Raw genomic sequence first — 17,315 nt, 5'->3', positions numbered from 1 at the left:
ACCCTTATCTATGGATACCCTAATCGGCTGGCTCGCGGGATTGACCGCCTTTGGGATCACCTCGGCGGCCAGGTTGGTCACCGGTGCCCGCGCCCTGTGGCTTGGTTGCCGCGCCAATCACAATCAGCGGCTCTACTTTGCCAATCACAGCAGTCACGGTGACTTTGTGTTGCTGTGGGCATCACTGCCTGCCTTGCTGAGACGCAAGACACGTCCGGTCGCCGGCGCCGAGTATTGGCAAAAGACGGCGCTGAGGCGCTTTATTATTCAGCGGGTATTCAATGCCGTGCTTATTCCAAGAGAGAGCCATGGTGAGGGCAATCCCCTGGCGCCGGTGGAAAAGGCGCTGGCAGAGGGTGACTCGCTGATCTTCTTCCCGGAAGGGACCCGTAATCTGAGCGAGGCGCCATTGTTGCCGTTCAAGAGTGGAATCTATCATCTGGCACACTCGCGCCCGGATCTGGAACTGATCCCCGTGTGGATTGCCAACCTCAATCGCGCCATGCCCAAGGGGCGTTATCTGCCGTTGCCGCTGCTCTGCACTTTGAGTTTTGGTACGCCTATCAAGCTGCAGCCGCAGGAAACCAAGGTGGCCTTTCTCGAGCGTTTGCGTTTGGCACTATTGGCAATGTCACGGGAGGAAGTATGAACCAGACACTGTGGTTGTTTGCCGGTATTGGCCTACTGCTGGTGGTAGCGACCCTGATAGGTCGTTTGCTGGCCTGGCGTAAGGGCAACAACGCCGTTATTGCCAATCTCAATGCCAGAATCGATGCCTGGTGGATGATGGTGTTGGCCATAGGTATCGCTTTCCTGTTCGGGCTCTATGGGGTGATATTGCTGTTTGCCCTGGTATCTTTCTATGCGCTCAGGGAGTTTTTAACCCTGACACCGACCCGGGCCAGCGATTATCCTGCCCTGGTCGCCGCCTTCTATTTTGCCTTGCCGGTGCAGTATCTGCTGATAGCCATCCATTGGTACGGCATGTTCAGTATCTTTATTCCCGTGTATCTGTTCCTGCTGATGCCGATTCTGGCAGCACTTGGCGGCGATACTACACGTTACCTTGAGCGTACCGCCAAAGTGCAGTGGGGGCTGATGATAGCCGTCTATTGTGTCTCGTCAGTGCCGGCGCTGATGACCTTGAAGATTGAGGGCTATGAAGGGCGTAACTTGCTGCTGATCGCCTGGCTCATTCTGGTGGTGCAACTCTCCGACGTGCTGCAGTATTGCTGTGGCAAGCTGTTTGGCAAACGCAAGGTGGCACCCAAGCTGTCGCCCTCCAAGACCCTCGAAGGCCTGGTCGGTGGGGTGTTGCTGGCGACGCTGGTGGGTACCTCGCTGTTCTGGATCACCCCATTTACCCCCTGGCAGGCGGCAATCATAGCTTTACTGGTGAACCTGCTCGGCTTTGCCGGAGGACTGGTGATGTCGGCCATCAAGCGTGACCGCGGCGTCAAGGATTGGGGCCATATGATAGAGGGCCACGGCGGCATGCTGGATCGCATGGATTCTGTCTGTTTTGCTGCGCCGGTTTTCTTCCATGTGGTGCGCTATTGGTGGGTGTGACCTTTCTATAAAGTCGAAGACTCATAGCGGATAAATGCGCTTTTTGTTGTTATTTGTCGGCAGTAAGCTGGGGTTATTCCAAACTGAAGGAGCCCAATGATGAAAATATTGCAAATACTGCCGGCGCAACCCACCTCTGACGGCGATGGGGTCAATATCAGCCGGGTCGCCGATTTTCAGGCTCTGGCGTTGGATCCCTATCTGATGCTGGATGAGATCCGCTCCGACGATGAACGCGATTATCTCGGCGGTTTTCCGCCGCATCCCCACCGCGGTATGGAAACTTTTACTTATATCCGCAAGGGCGGCTTTGAGCACAGGGATCAACTGGGCAATGTCCGCGCCATCCGCGAAGGCAAGGTGCAGTGGATGAGTACCGGCCGCGGTGTGGTCCACTCCGAAATGCCGCTGGCCGATGCCAAAGAGGGGCTGCATGGCTTTCAGATCTGGCTCAATATGCCGGCCAAGGACAAGATGCGGCCGCCCAGGTATCAGGACAGCGCAGCCGATGAACACCAACAGCTTGAAACTGACGGCGCCAGCCTGAGACTGCTGGCCGGTGACTGGCGTTTCGCCGGTACTGAAGCCAGTGCTCCCTTGACCGGGTTGGCCGGCGATGCGGCGATTGCCGATTTGACGCTGGCGCCGGAAGCCCAAGCCGAGTTGGATCTCAGTCATCTGGGGCGACTGGCGCTCTATCTGCACAGTGGTGAATTGCAACTGCCGGATGGCAAACAACTGGCGGCCGGTAATATGTTGCTGCTCGACAGTCGTTATCCTCTCGAGCTGCAAGCCGGTTTCAAGGGCGCGGGCCTGCTCATTCTGGCCGGTAACCCCATTGGTGAGGCCGTGGTGCAGATGGGGCCTTTTGTGATGAATACCCAGGCGGAGATCCTGCAGGCCATTCGTGACTACCAAAACGGTGATTTTGGTGAGATCCCATCCGGTTCCGTTTAACTGACATAGGCAACAGACGGCTGCTTTGCTGTGGCCGCCTCTTGCTTTTTTCCGCCTAAACAGCACATCAGTGCTGACACAAATGTAAATTTTTAAGATTTTTTCGTTAAAAAGTCATTTGGAATACGGTGCGGTTAACCTGTGATAGGTTTTGCCCAACCCCACCTTTGATTGATTTTAAAGGTTAGCCTGGGCCTGATTGTTTGCTCCTTTCTCAAAAAGTTACCAAAAGTTAAACTTGTGGCGCTTTTTACAAAACATTCTTATTACCTTGGCTGAATTTTGGCTATCTTGTCGGGAAATATTTTGCCTGTAACAATTATGAGAATCATTCTCATTGGTCAGGTTTTATATGCAATACCCCGCACCTTCTGCCGTGGCTTTGGCTGTGGCAGCCGTACTCTTTTGCGCCGCATCCGGCGCCGAAACGCTAAATAAGCAAGCGCCCTCTTCGAATGAGTCGCCCGAAACCAGCGCGGTTGTGACAGTCAAAGACAGAGCCGATAACGGTTTGGATGGCAAAAGCACTCTGGATGAGCAGATGATCCGCCGTACCCCTTCGGCCGATGGCAACTTGAGCGACTTGGTCAAATCCAACCCTGCGGTTCGCCTGGAGGGGCTGGATGAAGGGTTTAGTGGCGGTGAAATCAAACCGTCGAAGATCTCCATCTATGGCGCCGAGTCTGAACAGACAGCGTTTCTTATTGATGGCATCAATATCAACAACGATCTGGATCCCAGCTCAGGCCTGTTTGACGGCAGTGTCGGGGTCTTGCCGGGGATGAGCTCTGAGCAGGCCTATTTTTTCGATGCCGCCATGCTGGCCGGGATCACCGTTTATGACAACAATGTGCCGGCCAGCCTGGGGGGCTTTACCGGTGGGGCCGTAGTGGCCGATACCCTGAGCTACAACGGCGTCAACGGCGGCCAGCTGCGGTACCGTACCAGCCGCAGCAGTTGGACCAGCCAGAAGGTCGATCCCAACATCAACGAGTTTTTACAGCAGGCCAGGCCCGAAGGGGGTAAGGCCATCTATCAACCCGATTTTGTTAAACACAGTTATTCGGGGCAGTGGCAGCAGGGGATTAACGACGAGCTGGGCATGGTGCTGGCCTTTGGTCAACGCCGCTCCAGCATTCGCCAGAGCAGGATCATGGATGCAGAAGGTACGGTTGACTCTCAGGATCAGAGCCGCAGATCGGACAACCTGTTGTTGAATCTGGCCTGGACGCCGGATCCCCTGACCCGAATCGACTGGGACTGGCGTTATTCGGCCTACAGTGAAGGCCTGTTTATGGGCGAGAACATAGACAATGATTTTGAAGACAGCCACTTGGCACTGGGTTCGACCCTGAGTCTGGAGCGGGAGTTCAGCCTGGGAAGTTTGTCCCTCAAGGCGGCCTACGACAGCTTTGAGGATGAGCGTCACTCCCAGAGTGATACTGTGCTGGTGATCAGTGATGCCGATACCGGGCTGGATTACCAGAAGGGGGGCTATGGCGACAGTCGTCTCAAGCAGCGAAATCTGCAACTGCTGGCCGATGTCAGCTTCAAACGCCTCTATTGGGGCGATGTCAGTCACAGCCTGGAAACCGGCTTGAGTTTCCAGCAGACCGACTATGATTTTTACCGCCCAAGGGAGGTCAATCAGGAGATCCGCTTGATAATGTCGGGCATGGAGATGCCGCTCGATGAACAAACCGTATTGGCCGGCAGCATAGACACCCGCCACCGCAACTCGGCGGCTTATCTGCAGGACACCATTAAATTCGGCTCCTGGCAATTCCGCCCCGGGTTGAGGCTTGAGCATGATGACTACCTGGATAATCTCAACCTGGCGCCGCGGCTGGCACTCAACTGGGATGTCGTCGAGGGCACCCGGGTGGATATCGGGCTTAACCGTTACTATGGCCGCTCTTTCGCTTCGATGAAGCTGGCGGATGAAATACTTAAACTCAGCCAGGATCACACCCGCAGATACGAAAGCATCAAGGATCTGAAAACCCCCTTCTCCGATGAGTTGACCCTGGCGCTGCACCAGAATCTGGGCAATTTAAGCCTGAGTGGTCGCTATACCCTGAGGGACTATCGCGATCGCCTGGTGACCCATAGAAGCCAGGTAGGCAGCGTCAAGGTGGACGACTATCGCAATGGCGAAGACTACAAGGTTCATGTCTACACCCTGCAACTGAATAACATAGCGCCGCTGACCTTAGGTGCCAGTCAATGGGAGTGGTCGCTGGCGGCCGATTGGCTGGAGACAGATCGCAACGATCTGGATAAGGCGATGAACCCGGATGAGGCGGTGATGCTCGATGGCGCCATGATGAGCCGTCGCCAGATGGAGCAGAAGGTCAACTCATCCCAGGAAGAGTGGATGGTGCGTCTTGGGTTGGATATGGAGTTACCGGCCTGGAATATCACCTGGGGCAACAAGCTTTATGTCAAGGCGCCGGTACGGGGATATGAGTCGGTAAACAGCCAGGCGGCGCTGGAGATGTACCGCAGCTATGACTTCGGCAGTCACACCCAGTGGGATAGCCGTATTCGCTGGGAGCCGCAGGCGCTGGGCGGTGAGGTCTATCTGCAGCTGGATATCAACAATGTGCTCAACCAGGTGCGCCAGTATAGCCTCAAGGCTAACCAGAACGGCGAATACGGCCTCTATACCCCAGGGCGTCAGTTCTGGCTGGAAGTGGGTTATCGCTTCTAAACCCTGAGTCGTAGTGATGGGCAGCTTCACCGGAAGCTGCTTTTGTTGAGTTCTGGAAATCCTGAGATGATTGTTAAAACACGATTCGGCTGCCTGATGATGGCGGCGATGGCTTGCCTGCTGGCGGCCTGTCAAACCAGCGATATGCTGCCTCTGAACAGTGATCCTGACTTGGTTCAGGGCCGGCTGGACAATGGCTTTCGCTATTATTTGGCCCCCAACGATGCCCCGGCCAAACGCGTGTATCTGCGTTTGGTGGTCAACGCCGGTTCCATGCATGAAGATGACGACCAAAGAGGCGTGGCCCATATGGTCGAGCATATGGCCTTTAACGGCAGCAAGCACTTTAAGGGCAACAGCGTCATCAGCGCGCTGGAGGATGCCGGGCTGAAGTTTGGCATAGATGTCAATGCCTTCACTGACTTTGAAAATACCGTCTATCTGCTCAATCTGCCGGATAACCGGCCGCAGACTCTGGAGCTGGCGCTTAGAATTATTGCCGACTGGGCGGCAGAGGTGAGCATTGCCCGCGACGATCTCGATGCCGAGCGTGGCATAGTGCTGGAGGAGTGGCGGGCAAGGCTTGGGCCTATGTTGCGTTTGGGGGACAAAAAGTCTGCCATCGAAATGGCCGGTTCCCGTTATGCGACGCGCGATCCCATCGGCGATCCCGAAACCATACGCCAGGTATCCGGTAAGCGGGTGGCCGACTTTTATCGCCGCTGGTATCGGCCGGATAATATGGCGCTGGTGGCGAGCGGTGATATAGATGTCGCCAAGTTCAAGGCCATGGTCGAGCAATATCTGGGAGCCATGCCCACGGCCACAACACCACTGGAAACCGTGGACTTTGGCATACCGCTGCAAGATGGCCTGAGGGCCGCCAAGGTGCATGAAGTCGGCGCCGAAGAGCCGGCGCTGGAACTGAGCTTTTTCTCGCCGCTTGAGCCGGATTATTCGCGGGCCGGTTATCGCCGCGAGCTGGCCGAGCAGATAGCCGGGCGTATGCTGAATCTGCGTCTGCAGCAGTGGGAGAAGCAACATCAAGACTGGCTGCTGTCGGGCGCTTTCTTCTCTTCGGCCATTGGCCGCGAGACCAGACAGAGCATTTTCACCTTGCAGCTCAAGAAGGGTGAGTACCATAGCGCCGTCAGTGCACTGTTTGATCTTCTGGCCACCCTCAAGCAGCATGGTTTCAGCGATAAGGCCGTGGCTTCCCAGCTGAAACGCCAACTGAAATTGGAACAGCGCCGCGCCGACAAGGCGGTTTACAGCATAGATATTGCCGGCGACCTGGTCACTACCGCTGCCAATCTCGACCCCTGGTTGAGCTATAAAGACAGAGCCCGGCTCAACCTGGAGCTGATTGGCTCGCTGACGACCGAGGATATCAATCAGGCGCTGGCGCGTTTAACGGCGCCAAGTTCCCGCTTATTGCTGCAGACTCTTGGGGCCGGGGAGATATCGGCACTGACGAGTGCTGAAGCCAATGCATTATGGCAGCAGAGTATGAGCAGGCAGCACAGCGACTTTGAAGCCGGGCAACAGACCGCTGAGATGCCCGAGTTCAAGGCCGAGGCCGGCAGCAGTCGCTTTATCGGTGAAGCCGCCGATGGACGCCTGAAGGAGTATCGACTCAGCAACGGGTTGCGTCTGGTATTCAGCCAATCTGATCTCAACCCAGGTGAAGTGCATTTCAAGGCCTTGACTGTCGGGGGGATGGGCAGTCTGGCGCCTTCGGAGGCGCAAAAGCTGCGTCTGGCGGTGAACCTGGCAGATGAGTTCGGCGCCGGCGAGGTGCCGCAGCAGGCGATCATCAACTATGACAGCGACTATCCTCTGGTGCTTTCCAGTTTGCTGGACGGCCAGACGCAAGGCTTTTCCGGCTGGGCCCACAGGGATGATCTGGCGGCGCTGCTGCAGCTGTTTCGCTTCAAGTTGCAACAGGTACAGTTTGCATCGAATGCCTTGAAGCACTGGCGCGAAGAGTATCAGGCGACCCGGGCACAATATGCCAATGACCCTGGGGAGCAGTTTGCCCGCACCATAGATGGCAAGCGCTATCCCGGAGTGCCGACGGTTTACAACCCGGCTCCCGAGTTGCTGACGACCCTGACCGAGGATGAGCTGCTGGCCGATTATCGCCGTCACATGCTGGGAAATACCGACTTTATTCTGTTCTTTGTCGGCGATATCGACGAGGCGCGCCTCATTCGCCTGGCCGAGCAGTATCTGGCCGGGATTGAGGTAAAAAGGGAGGCGCGCAAGCAATACCAAATTCGGCCGGCGACCCCAAAGGAGCGTCTGCAGATGCCTGTCTCCGGTGAGCCCAGAGCCGAAACAGAGGTCTATCTGACCTCCTATCCGCAGCCTTGGTCAGCAAAGCAAGCCTATCAGTTGTCGCTCATGGGGGAGCTTATTCAGGAGCAGCTGAGGCTCAAACTCAGAGAGGAGGCCAGCGGCGTTTATGGGGTAACCGCTTGGTTCTGGCAGGAGCCGGGGGAAGATTTCAGCTCGGGCCGTATCAGCTTCAGCAGCGATCCGGAGCGGGTCGATGAACTGATCCAGCAATTGCATCTGGTGCTCAAGCGGATGGCTGATGAGGGAGTATCGCCCCATTCGCTGGAAAATAAGCGCCGTCAGCGTCAGGACAGGCTGCAGCGGGAGCTTAAATCCAATCTCGGTTGGCTGGAGGCGGTCAGCCAAAGCTATATGACAGTGGGTGGGCCGCAGCAGATAGAACAAAACATTCGCTTCAATGAGGAGGTCACTGCCGCTGAGCTGAATAGCCTGCTTAAGCAGTTTATCCGGCAAAGCCAGGTCTTTGAGGCCGTGATGCTGCCGGCAAGCGAGTAAAACTCAGGCAAAAAAGCGCCACCCCCGGGGTGGCGCTTTTTTGAGAGTTGGAAAGTGGGTGAGTAAGAAGTGATAGAGCGTTGGCGAAAACTTAGATCTTGCCTCTTAGCTTGGCCAGCACATCTTTTTGTTTTAACTGGCTCATGGCCAAGTAGGCCACAGGCACCACAAACAGCGAGAAGAAGGTGCCCATCAACAAGCCACCCACCAATACCAGGCCTATGTTTATCCGTCCAAGAGAGCCGGGGCCAGAGGCTATGGCCAATGGGATGGCGCTGAGGATCATCGCCAGCGAGGTCATCAAAATAGGACGCAGCCTTGAGCGGGCGCTGGCCATGGCGGCATCGAGGGCACTTTTGCCGGCCTGGCGTTGCTTATTGGCGAACTCGACCAGCAAGATCCCGTGTTTGGTCACCAGGCCTACCAGAGTCAACAATCCTATCTGGGAATAGATATTCATACTCTGGCCAAAGAGGTTGAGAGTCAGCAAGGCTCCCACCAGACACAGGGGCACAGTGAGGAGAATGATCAAGGGATCGACAAAGCTCTCAAACTGCGCCGCCAGGATCAGATAGATAAACACCAAAGCCAGCAAAAACAGTGACTGAGTGCCTGCCTGGGAGTCCATCAGTTCTTTGATTATGCCGTTGTAGGCATAGCCCTGTGATGGAGCCAGCAGCGACGGCAGTTGCTCATCCAGCCAGAGTTTGATCTCTCCCGGGGAGTAACCCGGCATAAGATCGGCGCTGATTAGGGCGGCGTCGCGACCCATAAATGTCTTGATATTCGACTCAGCGGTTGCCTGCTTTATGGTGACAAATTGCGACAGCGGCAGCGCCTCACCCGATTCAGAGGTGACATACAGCTTACTGAGCACATTGAAGTCCCCCAGCATCTCCAGGTTAACCTGAACCTGGATAGGGTAGGTGAAGCCGTCGTCCGAGTGCAGATCGGCGGCTTTGACCGAGCCTAAAAAGGTCGACAGCGCATTGGTCACATCGCTGTAGCTGGCGCCGGAAAGGATCACCGCATTGCGATCTATGCTGAGATCGAAGCGTGGCAAGTCCCTGAGGGTCGAGTTGTTGATATTGGTCAGCCCGGGATAGTCCTCCAGCAGTTTAACCACCTTCTCGGCGGTGTGGGCCAAGGCATCTTTGTCTCTGTCCAGCGTCATCAACTGCAGTTGCAGATTGGTGGGGATATTCAAGCCGTCGGCGGAGCGAACACTGAACGACATGTTGTAGGCCGACACCTGCTGTTTGGCTTTGGCTATCAGTTGATCTATCACTTCGGCGGCGGTGTCACTGCGTTCTCCCCAAGGTTTCAGCAGCACATGGTTGACCGGGCCGCCTTCGATATAAGCCAGATTGGCGGCTACATTGGGGTTGTCATCCATAACGCTGTTGAGCTCGGCGTTGTGATTCAGGTGATATTGGCGGCCAACGCCGGTGGGGCCCTTGGCGCTGGCGTCAATAAAGCCACTGTCTTCTGTGGGCAGCAGTACCTTGGGCATGTACCAATAGAGTACGCCACCCGAAACGACCAGCAACAAGGCAATTGCGGCCAACAGACGCTTACGGTTGAACCAGAGCTCCAGTTCCTGGCTGTAGCGCTCAATTAAACGCTCCAGTCCCTGCTCGACCCGCTGAAACCAGGCCGGGTGTTTGTGGCTTTGCTGAATCAGGTAGGCACTCATCATAGGCGAGAGGGTCAAGGCCACCACCCCTGAGATGATCACCGCCGCCGCCAGAGTGAAGGAAAACTGGCGGAACAGATCGGCCGTCAGTCCGGACATCAAACCTATCGGCAGATAAACGGCAGCCAGTGTCAGTGTCATGGCTATGATGGGAAAGATGATCTCCTGACTGCCCTTGATTGCAGCATTAAAAGGCGTTTCGCCTTTTTCTATATGGCGGTAGCAGTTTTCCACCACCACTATGGCGTCGTCCACCACCAGACCTATGGCGAGGATGATTGCCAATATGGTCAGTACATTGATACTGAACCCCAGCCAGGCCATAACGGCAAATACCCCTATGACACAGACGGGAATGGTGATAATCGGAATCGAAGCGGCTCTGAGTGAGCCGAGAAACAGCACCACAATCAGGGATACCAGCACTATGGCTTCCAGTAAGGTAGAGAAACCCTCTTCGATAGAGGCTTGAATAAAGTCGGCTTGGTTATAGACCAACTGCATCTTGAGACCGGCCGGCAACTGGTGTTGCATCCTGTCGATTTCGGCACGTATGGTTTGTGCCACTGTCACAGGGTTGGCGTTGGCCAGCGGCAGTATTTGCAGCGACATCGCCTGATGTCCGCCAATGCTCAAAAGGCTGGGCCGCAGGCTCTCCTCGCCCATCACGACATTGGCGATATCCTTCACCCGGATTATTTTGCCGTTATCGACCCGGATTACCAGATCGCGAATATCTTCTATGTTTTCAACCTGGCTGAGCGGGTTGATGGAGAAGTCGCGGGACTTGCCCACTATGGTGCCCGAGGTAAAAGTGGCGTTATAGGTGCTCAGGGTGGCCACCACATCGGCGGCCTTGATATTGAGCGCCTTCATCTGATCCGGGTTCAGCCAAACCCTGGCGGCGCGCTGTGAGCCGCCATAGGGGCCCCATACAGCGCCCACACCGGACAGATGTTTGAATTGAGGTACAAGCTGCTGGCTGATGTAATCATACATCTGCTGCTTGGTCATACCGCCCTCGTTGACAAAGCTGATGATATTGCTGGCGGAATGGGTCGCCGACACGTCATCTGTCACTCTGGGCTTGTCTATCATGCTTTGGGGAAAGTCGTTGATGGCTTCAACGCTGGAGCGCAGCTTGTTCATCAAATTGGTGTATTCGATGTCATCTATCTCTTTGCTGAAGTTGATGGACAGAGTGCAGCTGCCTTCCTGACAGTCGGTGGTCATGGTATCGACCTTATCCAGCCCGGAGGCGGCGTCGATAAGCTTATCGGCGACATTCTCGGACATGAATTCGGCGCTGGCGCCATTGATGGATGCGCTGACCGAAGCCGAGTGAGTGTTGTAGTCAGGGAAGTATTGAATCGGCAGTTTGCCGAAAGACACCAGGCCGATCAGCACTATCATTATGCTAATCACCGAGGCGAAAATTGGGTGGCGAATACAGATTTCCGGCAGGCGCATCAGAGTTGGTCCTCTTCGGTGGCCAATAAGGCATTGGTCAGGACTCTGACTTCACCTCCCTCTTGCAGGTTCTGCATGCCTGTTCGCACCACAGTATCTGAGTTTTGCAGCCCCGACTTGATGATGACATAACCGTCATTGGTGTTGCGCCCAAGTGACACAGGGCGCTTGCTGACTTTGTCGCCTTGCAGTACCCAGACAAAGCGTTCTTCATTATTGGCAATGACGGAATTTTGTGGCACCAACAAGTGCTTGATCCCCTTGCTGAATATCTGTTTGACGTTGGCAAACATTCCGGGAGCCAAGGCATGATCCGGGTTCTTCAGTTGCGCATGAACCTCCACCCTGCCCGAACTCTCATCGACAGCCGGCGCTACATAGCTGACCAGCCCTTTGAACTCGCGTCCCTTGTAGGCCTCCACTGTGAGATGCACCTCCTGACCTCGCTGCGCCTTGCCGAACTCGACTTGGCTGATGGCAAAATGCACTTCAACCGGATCCAAGCGGTACAGGGTTACCAGAGGTGTTTCTGCGGTTATTTGGGCACCGATAGAGGGGGTAAAGGAAGTTAATTGGCCATCGAAGGGGGCGATGAGGCTGTAATCGGCGAGGGTGGCCTGTTTCTGTTTGAAATCGGCGGCGGCCAGTTGCACATTTTCTTCCAGCTCATCCACATCTTGTTTTGACAGTGAATCCGGCTCTTTGGCTAGCAGGCCTCTGACTCGCTCCAGTTTGGTTTTCGCCAGAGCCAGCGTGCTGCGGGCCTTGTCGACATCGGCTTGCGCCTTGACACTGTCGAGCTCGGCAATCAAGTCACCCTGTTTGACCATGTCTCCGTTTTTGAAGTGGATCGCCGTGAGTTTGGCGCTGGCGTTGAAACTGAGGGCCACAGAGTCGATAGCCCGAATTTTACCGACTTCGTTGGCGACATCTCTAAAGGATGCCTGTTTCACCGCTTCTACGGTTACCGGAGGGGGTTGAACTTCCTGTGCCGAGAGTGATAGGGAAATTGGCAGACAAAAGATCAGTAACCAAAGACTGGAGCCTGAAAGTGTTTTCATAAACGCCCTGTATCATGGATTAAGCGGTAAGCAATTCAGTTTACCTTAATCAGGATCCAGGGCATTCCGACAATTTAAGGCATTGGTGATCTATCTTTGTGATTTTTGATCCCAATAGAGATTTTCAGGCACTAATTTGCCTGAATGTAGCACCCAGGACGCGCAGCTGTGGCAGCCTTGCAACCTGAGTGTTAAATCAGCTTTGCAATATCTTGAGTGGCAGTCCCAGCATGTCATCACCGCTGCCGGCCAGATGCCAGATAACGGCCACCAGGGCCGCCACTGTCAGTAGATACCAGACAATGGAAAACACTTGCCCATACCTGTCCAGCGGCAGCAGATGACTGTGATGACGCTGTTTCCACTCAAACAGAATCTCGGCGCTGCCTATCAACAACAGGAACCCCAGCAGTGCCAGCCCCAGACTGTAGCTGATAAATACCCCTATGGCAGCACCCAGAATACAGGCGATAAGGCCGATGGCGCTGTTCATCGAAAAGCTGATGCTCTTGAGAATATGTCCGCCATCGAGCGGCAAAATAGGTAGCAGGTTGAACAGGTTGAGCAAGGCGTTAAAGGCCGCCAGACCGGCAAAGAAGGGATTGCCTGTGATCCAGTAGGCCACTAAGGCTGCCAGGGACATCAATAGGCCAAAGGTTGGCCCCATGATGGAGATCACCACGTCTTGCCAGCGGGTGTTGATCTTCTCATCGGACAAGGCCAGGCCGCCCATGAAGGGGATGAGGTAGATACCCTTGGTCTTCATGCCAAAATATTTCATCGCCCGGATATGGCCGTACTCGTGAAACACCAGGCAGGCTATCAGAGCCAGGGCAAACTGCAGGGAAAACAGCCAGGAGTAGGCGGCAATACTGGCTCCTGCCAGGACTACCTTGATCACCTTGGCGCTCTTGAGCAGTTTGAAGCCCAGAGACACCAGCCCCACCAGACTCAGTTTCTGCTGTTTTACCGGCGCTATGTCCGGTGTTTGCCGCTCAATATCTTTGCTATTGCGGCTGCCTTCAATCGTGACTTGCTCATCGATGAGCAAGCGATAGCTCAGCTCAAAGGGTTGCCAGTTGAGCTGGGTTTCCAGGCGTACCTTGATGCTGCTGCCATCGGCGCGACTGAGGCTGAACTCATGGCTGCCAATGCCTTGGTCATCGGCGCTGGCGGCTTGTTGTGAGACTAATTGGTTATCCCAAAAAAGTTGCTGCCAACCCGCCATGGAACCTTCCAGCCTCAGAGGTTTCCCTAAGCAATCTATTTTCAGAAGTTGCAAATCTATGACTCCGGTGAGAGAAAACGCGCCGATTATACCCATGGGCACCGGGCTTTGTCAGGGAAGGTGCGAACATGTCCGTGGGGACTTTGCATCGGCTTACAGGTTTGGATACAAGGCGCAGTTCGCAGTATATGGCCCAAGTCCTTTGCCAGAACGCCTTAGAGACTGTCGAGATAACGCACCATCTCCAGTCCTTGGGGAAAAGTGATAAAGGCTAACTTGGCGACGCAGCAACTGCCGATCGCGGCGGCGTGCTTTTGCACCAACAGCTTGAGATCTGTGAGTTCGAGCTGTGCATGGCTCGGGCCTATTTGTGGCAATGAGGCCAGTACAGGTTCGTCACAGCGAATGGCCGGAAGTATGGGATAACATAAGCCGCCGGAATCTATCAGTTGATCGCCCTGGCAACTCAGGTGTTGATTCAGGCAGATATATTCCAGCCAGTCTCTTTCATTCTCGAGATACACCAGTTCGTCCGAATCTGCCGGTTTCAGAATGGCTGGCCAGGCTGGCTGTGTCATAGGGGCTCCAGGAATAAGCTGTCCCCAACACCATATCACAACGGCCTGGCGTTGCGATTAATTATCCCGCGTAGAACCGAGGCCCGGTTTAATATCAGCCGCGACTGCTGTAGTCGAAATGGACTTCTCCGTTTTGGTTTTGAACCACACAGGGGCCATGTTCCCTCTGGGTGCGCTGTTGCGCCGGGCCTATGTGAATTTCCACATTGGAGTAGATATGCTTCAGGGCTTCGACAAAGTAATGGCGATAGTAGCCTTCGGTTTCCGCCTTCAGCAGCTCGAGTTCGGTTTCTTCCCGCACTCGCTCATCATCGACACGGTGTTTCTCTTCCAGCATCATTTTGACCTGCTCGACCATGGCCGGATCTGCCTGCCATTCGCTCTTGGGTGGCAGTTTTCTCAGTCTGGCTTCCATATCCAAACCGGCTACCACCAAAACCCGGACACTTTCTTCCAGATCTTTGAGGTTTTGGCGGTACTCCCCCAAACGCATGGCGCAGAAGAGATCTGTCTTGGTATCTGCTGTAGCGCCTATGGCGACGGCCTTGATGCCTTTTTCCGCCTTGGCAATTCCTCCCACCAGATCTCCGCGGCGGCCGTTGGCGTCGCTGACTGTGAGTTTACTGTCGGTACGGCTATTGCTGTGCAGCAGCTGCTTGGTCACCAGGATATCGCCTTGGCATTGGAGATCGGAATATTGCACAAACTGGGCCGATATCTGCCCCTTGGCTCTGATTTGGGTCGACAACTCATTCGCGCGGATCTGCCTGCCTATGATGCCCTTGCTGACGGTTACATCTCCTTCGGCCATCAAGGATGCCGAGTCGACAAAACCCATGACAGTGATATCGCCACTGCTCTTGACCTGCATCCCCTCGTGGACATCACCACTAATAAGGATACTGCCCTTGAAGTCGACATTGCCGTAGCCCACGTCTACATCTTTTATCTGCAATACATCATCTACCTGCATGCCGTTGCGGATTTCCACCGGCTGACCGGCAACCGTGGCGATAAGTTTATTGCTGTCTTTGGCGCTGAACTCTGTACCTTTGCCGGCTACCATCTCCAGATCTTTCCCCGGCTTGGCCGGCAATACTTCGCCGAAAACATTGTATCCTGGGGTGCCCTGAGTGGCGGGGATCCTTTCCATCAAGAGATCGCCGGCATTAACCATGATGACTGCGCCCAGGTTACGCATGTCCACTGTGCCATCCTCCCGCTCCTGTGGGTGCAGCAGACGCTCACGGGCCAGGGGCACTTTGCGATCCAATCTGGCATGGTTGCCGTTCACCGCCGCCTTGCCACAGGCAATAGTGCCTTCTATGGTTTCGCCCGGTTTACTCTGCTTCAGGCGTTTGAGCATGGTTTCTATCTTGATTTTCGACAGTCCCATGCAGATCTTCTCTTCTTTCAGGCGGCGAAGAATGTCCGGCAAGGTGATCTCTTTACCGCCCCAGGCGGCAGTGAGGGTCATACCGGCTTGCATCTTATCTTTACTGGGCTGGAGTGATATCTGGCCGTCACGGCGCTCGGCTATCTGAAAGAACTGCTCGAACTGACCGTCTTCTTCGGCGTAAAGCTTATTGACGTCCTTGACGGCTTTGGCGATTTGACTGTCCAGCGGACAGAGATTGGCGAAGTCTGGTAGGGCCAACAGATGACGTATGGCTTCCTCGGTCACGGGGCCATGGGTTTTGGGGATGAGCCTCAGCTCGGCAAATTGCTTATTGCTGCTGAGTTCAACGAGATCCGGCGCCAGCATATTAAAGTTATCCAGGTTAGTTATACCCTTCCTTTTCGAAGTTTAAACATCGAGTACCAAGCTGTTTGTTGACGCCATAACTATGCTATGGCGAGACAACAGGCGCGTATCGACTGAATCAACTCCTGTACGGAATGGTACTATTATTATTTTCCCGACTGCTGTTGAGTATAGCAACATAAGCTCGCCAAAACGAAGCCTGTTGTTAACATATTATTAGCAGTTGCTCAAAAGATAATAGCCCTGAATACTTATAAAAATCTTTGATCTCTTAGCGAAAAGTTACCAAAATTGCCCGGCGTTACTTTTTGTTACTGATATTCCGGTAAAGCTTGTATTTGTTGTTTTCGGCAATCACGTTCACGTTACCGAAATGGGCCGCGATTGTGTTGCTGTAGGGCAGGTGACGATTGGCCACTATCTGCCATACTCCTCTGTCCCTTAGCCTGTTGGCGCTGTCGGCGATAAAGCTTTCGGCAATCTGGGTGGTGGCTGCCAAGCCATCGTGAAACGGCGGGTTGGAGATGATGGCGTCGAACTCGCCCTGAGTGGCGCTCAATCCATCGGATGGATAGACTTTGGCGCTCAGGCCGTTGGCCTTCAGTGTCAGCTCACAGGACAGCAGTGCCATGGCGTTGATGTCGACACAATCCAGATTAAGCTCCGGCTGGACCTTGAGCAGGGCGGCGGCAATCACTCCGGCGCCGCAGCCAAAGTCCAGTACCCGTCCCTCGAGCTTGGGCAGATGAGACAGCAACAGCTCAGTGCCCAGATCTAGGCGTTTTTCACTGAATACCCCGGCCATATTGCAGATTTGTATGTCCCCTTGGGGAGTGGGCAAGCTGTAATGGCTGACAAAGGCTTCAATATCCAGCGCAGTTGGGCTGGCGATGGCCTCGGCGGCAAACAGCAGGCAGTGACGGGCGTTGTCCAGTTTGGCCGCATTGCTGAACCAGCGGCTTTGCTGTTTGGAAAACGACTTTATCCCGCCTTTGTTTTCCCCTATGACCAGTAGTTGACCTCCCGGTTGCAGGTGCAGCGCCGCGAGTTCCAGCAGATAAGCGAGCAGCGGCTTGGCCTTGGGGTAGTAGACCACAACCGTCTCGAACCTGTCAGTATGGGGCAACTGGTGGCCAAAGTAACAATGGAGCTCGGCCTTGGCTTGCGACTTAAGCTGTTGGAAGTGATTGAAATCCAGCGCCAGGGCATCGACTCTGGGGCACAGGTTCAAAAGCTCTCTGGCGCAGCTGTCGCTCTCATGGTTGAGCAGCAGCAGGCTTTGGCCTTCAAATAGCGCACTGTTGCGCAGCAGTAATTGCGATGGCGGTGTCAGCAACATTGGGGACTTCCAAGGATAAAATCTGCCGCGCATTATAGCCAATCAGTGGCGGCAGCGGGCAAGAGTTATGGCCGGCAAACATA

General features: G+C 54.8%; 11 protein-coding genes. 5 read left to right on the top strand and 6 right to left on the bottom strand.

The features are described from left to right. Positions 1-10: 10 nt before the first annotated feature. From ACF8D4_RS18935 to ACF8D4_RS18915, 5 genes are all read left to right on the top strand, one after another. Positions 11-649, top strand: a complete 639-nt coding sequence (locus ACF8D4_RS18935; protein WP_025889733.1) for a lysophospholipid acyltransferase family protein — start codon at positions 11-13, stop codon at positions 647-649. Then, positions 646-1,569 carry a phosphatidate cytidylyltransferase gene (locus ACF8D4_RS18930; protein ID WP_025008904.1) on the top strand — a complete coding sequence of 308 codons (924 nt, stop codon included), beginning with the start codon at positions 646-648 and terminating at the stop codon, positions 1,567-1,569. Before ACF8D4_RS18935 ends, ACF8D4_RS18930 begins: the two co-directional genes overlap by 4 nt. A 99-nt stretch (positions 1,570-1,668) precedes the next feature. Further along, positions 1,669-2,526, top strand: coding sequence for a pirin family protein (locus ACF8D4_RS18925; RefSeq protein ID WP_208136142.1), 858 nt, complete (start codon positions 1,669-1,671; stop codon positions 2,524-2,526). 352 nt (positions 2,527-2,878) lie between these two features. Further along, entirely contained in the window at positions 2,879-5,239 is a 2,361-nt protein-coding gene (locus tag ACF8D4_RS18920) for a TonB-dependent receptor plug domain-containing protein (protein WP_392466200.1), read from the top strand. Between the two features lie 66 nt (positions 5,240-5,305). After that, a complete protein-coding gene (locus ACF8D4_RS18915; RefSeq protein WP_392466198.1) occupies positions 5,306-8,095 on the top strand; it encodes a M16 family metallopeptidase in 2,790 nt (929 codons plus the stop codon). Positions 8,096-8,186: 91 nt separating this feature from the next. Here the strand turns inward: ACF8D4_RS18915 and ACF8D4_RS18910 are convergent, their stop codons facing one another. The 6 genes from ACF8D4_RS18910 to ACF8D4_RS18885 all read right to left on the bottom strand — a co-directional run bounded on the left by ACF8D4_RS18910 (position 8,187) and on the right by ACF8D4_RS18885 (position 17,229). Next, on the bottom strand, positions 8,187-11,261 hold the full coding sequence (locus ACF8D4_RS18910; RefSeq protein ID WP_392466195.1) for an efflux RND transporter permease subunit: 3,075 nt from the start codon (positions 11,259-11,261) through the stop codon (positions 8,187-8,189). After that, positions 11,261-12,322, bottom strand: coding sequence for an efflux RND transporter periplasmic adaptor subunit (locus tag ACF8D4_RS18905; RefSeq protein WP_144191491.1), 1,062 nt, complete (start codon positions 12,320-12,322; stop codon positions 11,261-11,263). The genes ACF8D4_RS18910 and ACF8D4_RS18905 overlap by 1 nt, the downstream gene beginning before the upstream one ends. A 196-nt stretch (positions 12,323-12,518) precedes the next feature. Further along, a complete protein-coding gene (locus ACF8D4_RS18900; RefSeq protein ID WP_170946674.1) occupies positions 12,519-13,646 on the bottom strand; it encodes a site-2 protease family protein in 1,128 nt (375 codons plus the stop codon). 119 nt (positions 13,647-13,765) lie between these two features. Beyond that, complete coding sequence (locus tag ACF8D4_RS18895) at positions 13,766-14,128, bottom strand: DUF4144 family protein (RefSeq protein WP_109248593.1); 363 nt, start codon at positions 14,126-14,128, stop codon at positions 13,766-13,768. A 94-nt stretch (positions 14,129-14,222) separates the two neighbouring features. Then, positions 14,223-15,893 carry a DUF342 domain-containing protein gene (locus tag ACF8D4_RS18890; RefSeq protein ID WP_109248594.1) on the bottom strand — a complete coding sequence of 557 codons (1,671 nt, stop codon included), beginning with the start codon at positions 15,891-15,893 and terminating at the stop codon, positions 14,223-14,225. Between the two features lie 301 nt (positions 15,894-16,194). Beyond that, a complete protein-coding gene (locus ACF8D4_RS18885) occupies positions 16,195-17,229 on the bottom strand; it encodes a methyltransferase (protein ID WP_392466230.1) in 1,035 nt (344 codons plus the stop codon). Positions 17,230-17,315: the final 86 nt, after the last annotated feature.

Source organism: Shewanella sp. YQ_9, assembly GCF_043103185.1.
Classification (GTDB): Bacteria; Pseudomonadota; Gammaproteobacteria; order Enterobacterales; family Shewanellaceae; genus Shewanella; species Shewanella algae.
The sequence above is the reverse complement of the archived record's forward strand: the minus strand, read 5'-3'. Positions and strand labels throughout refer to the sequence as shown.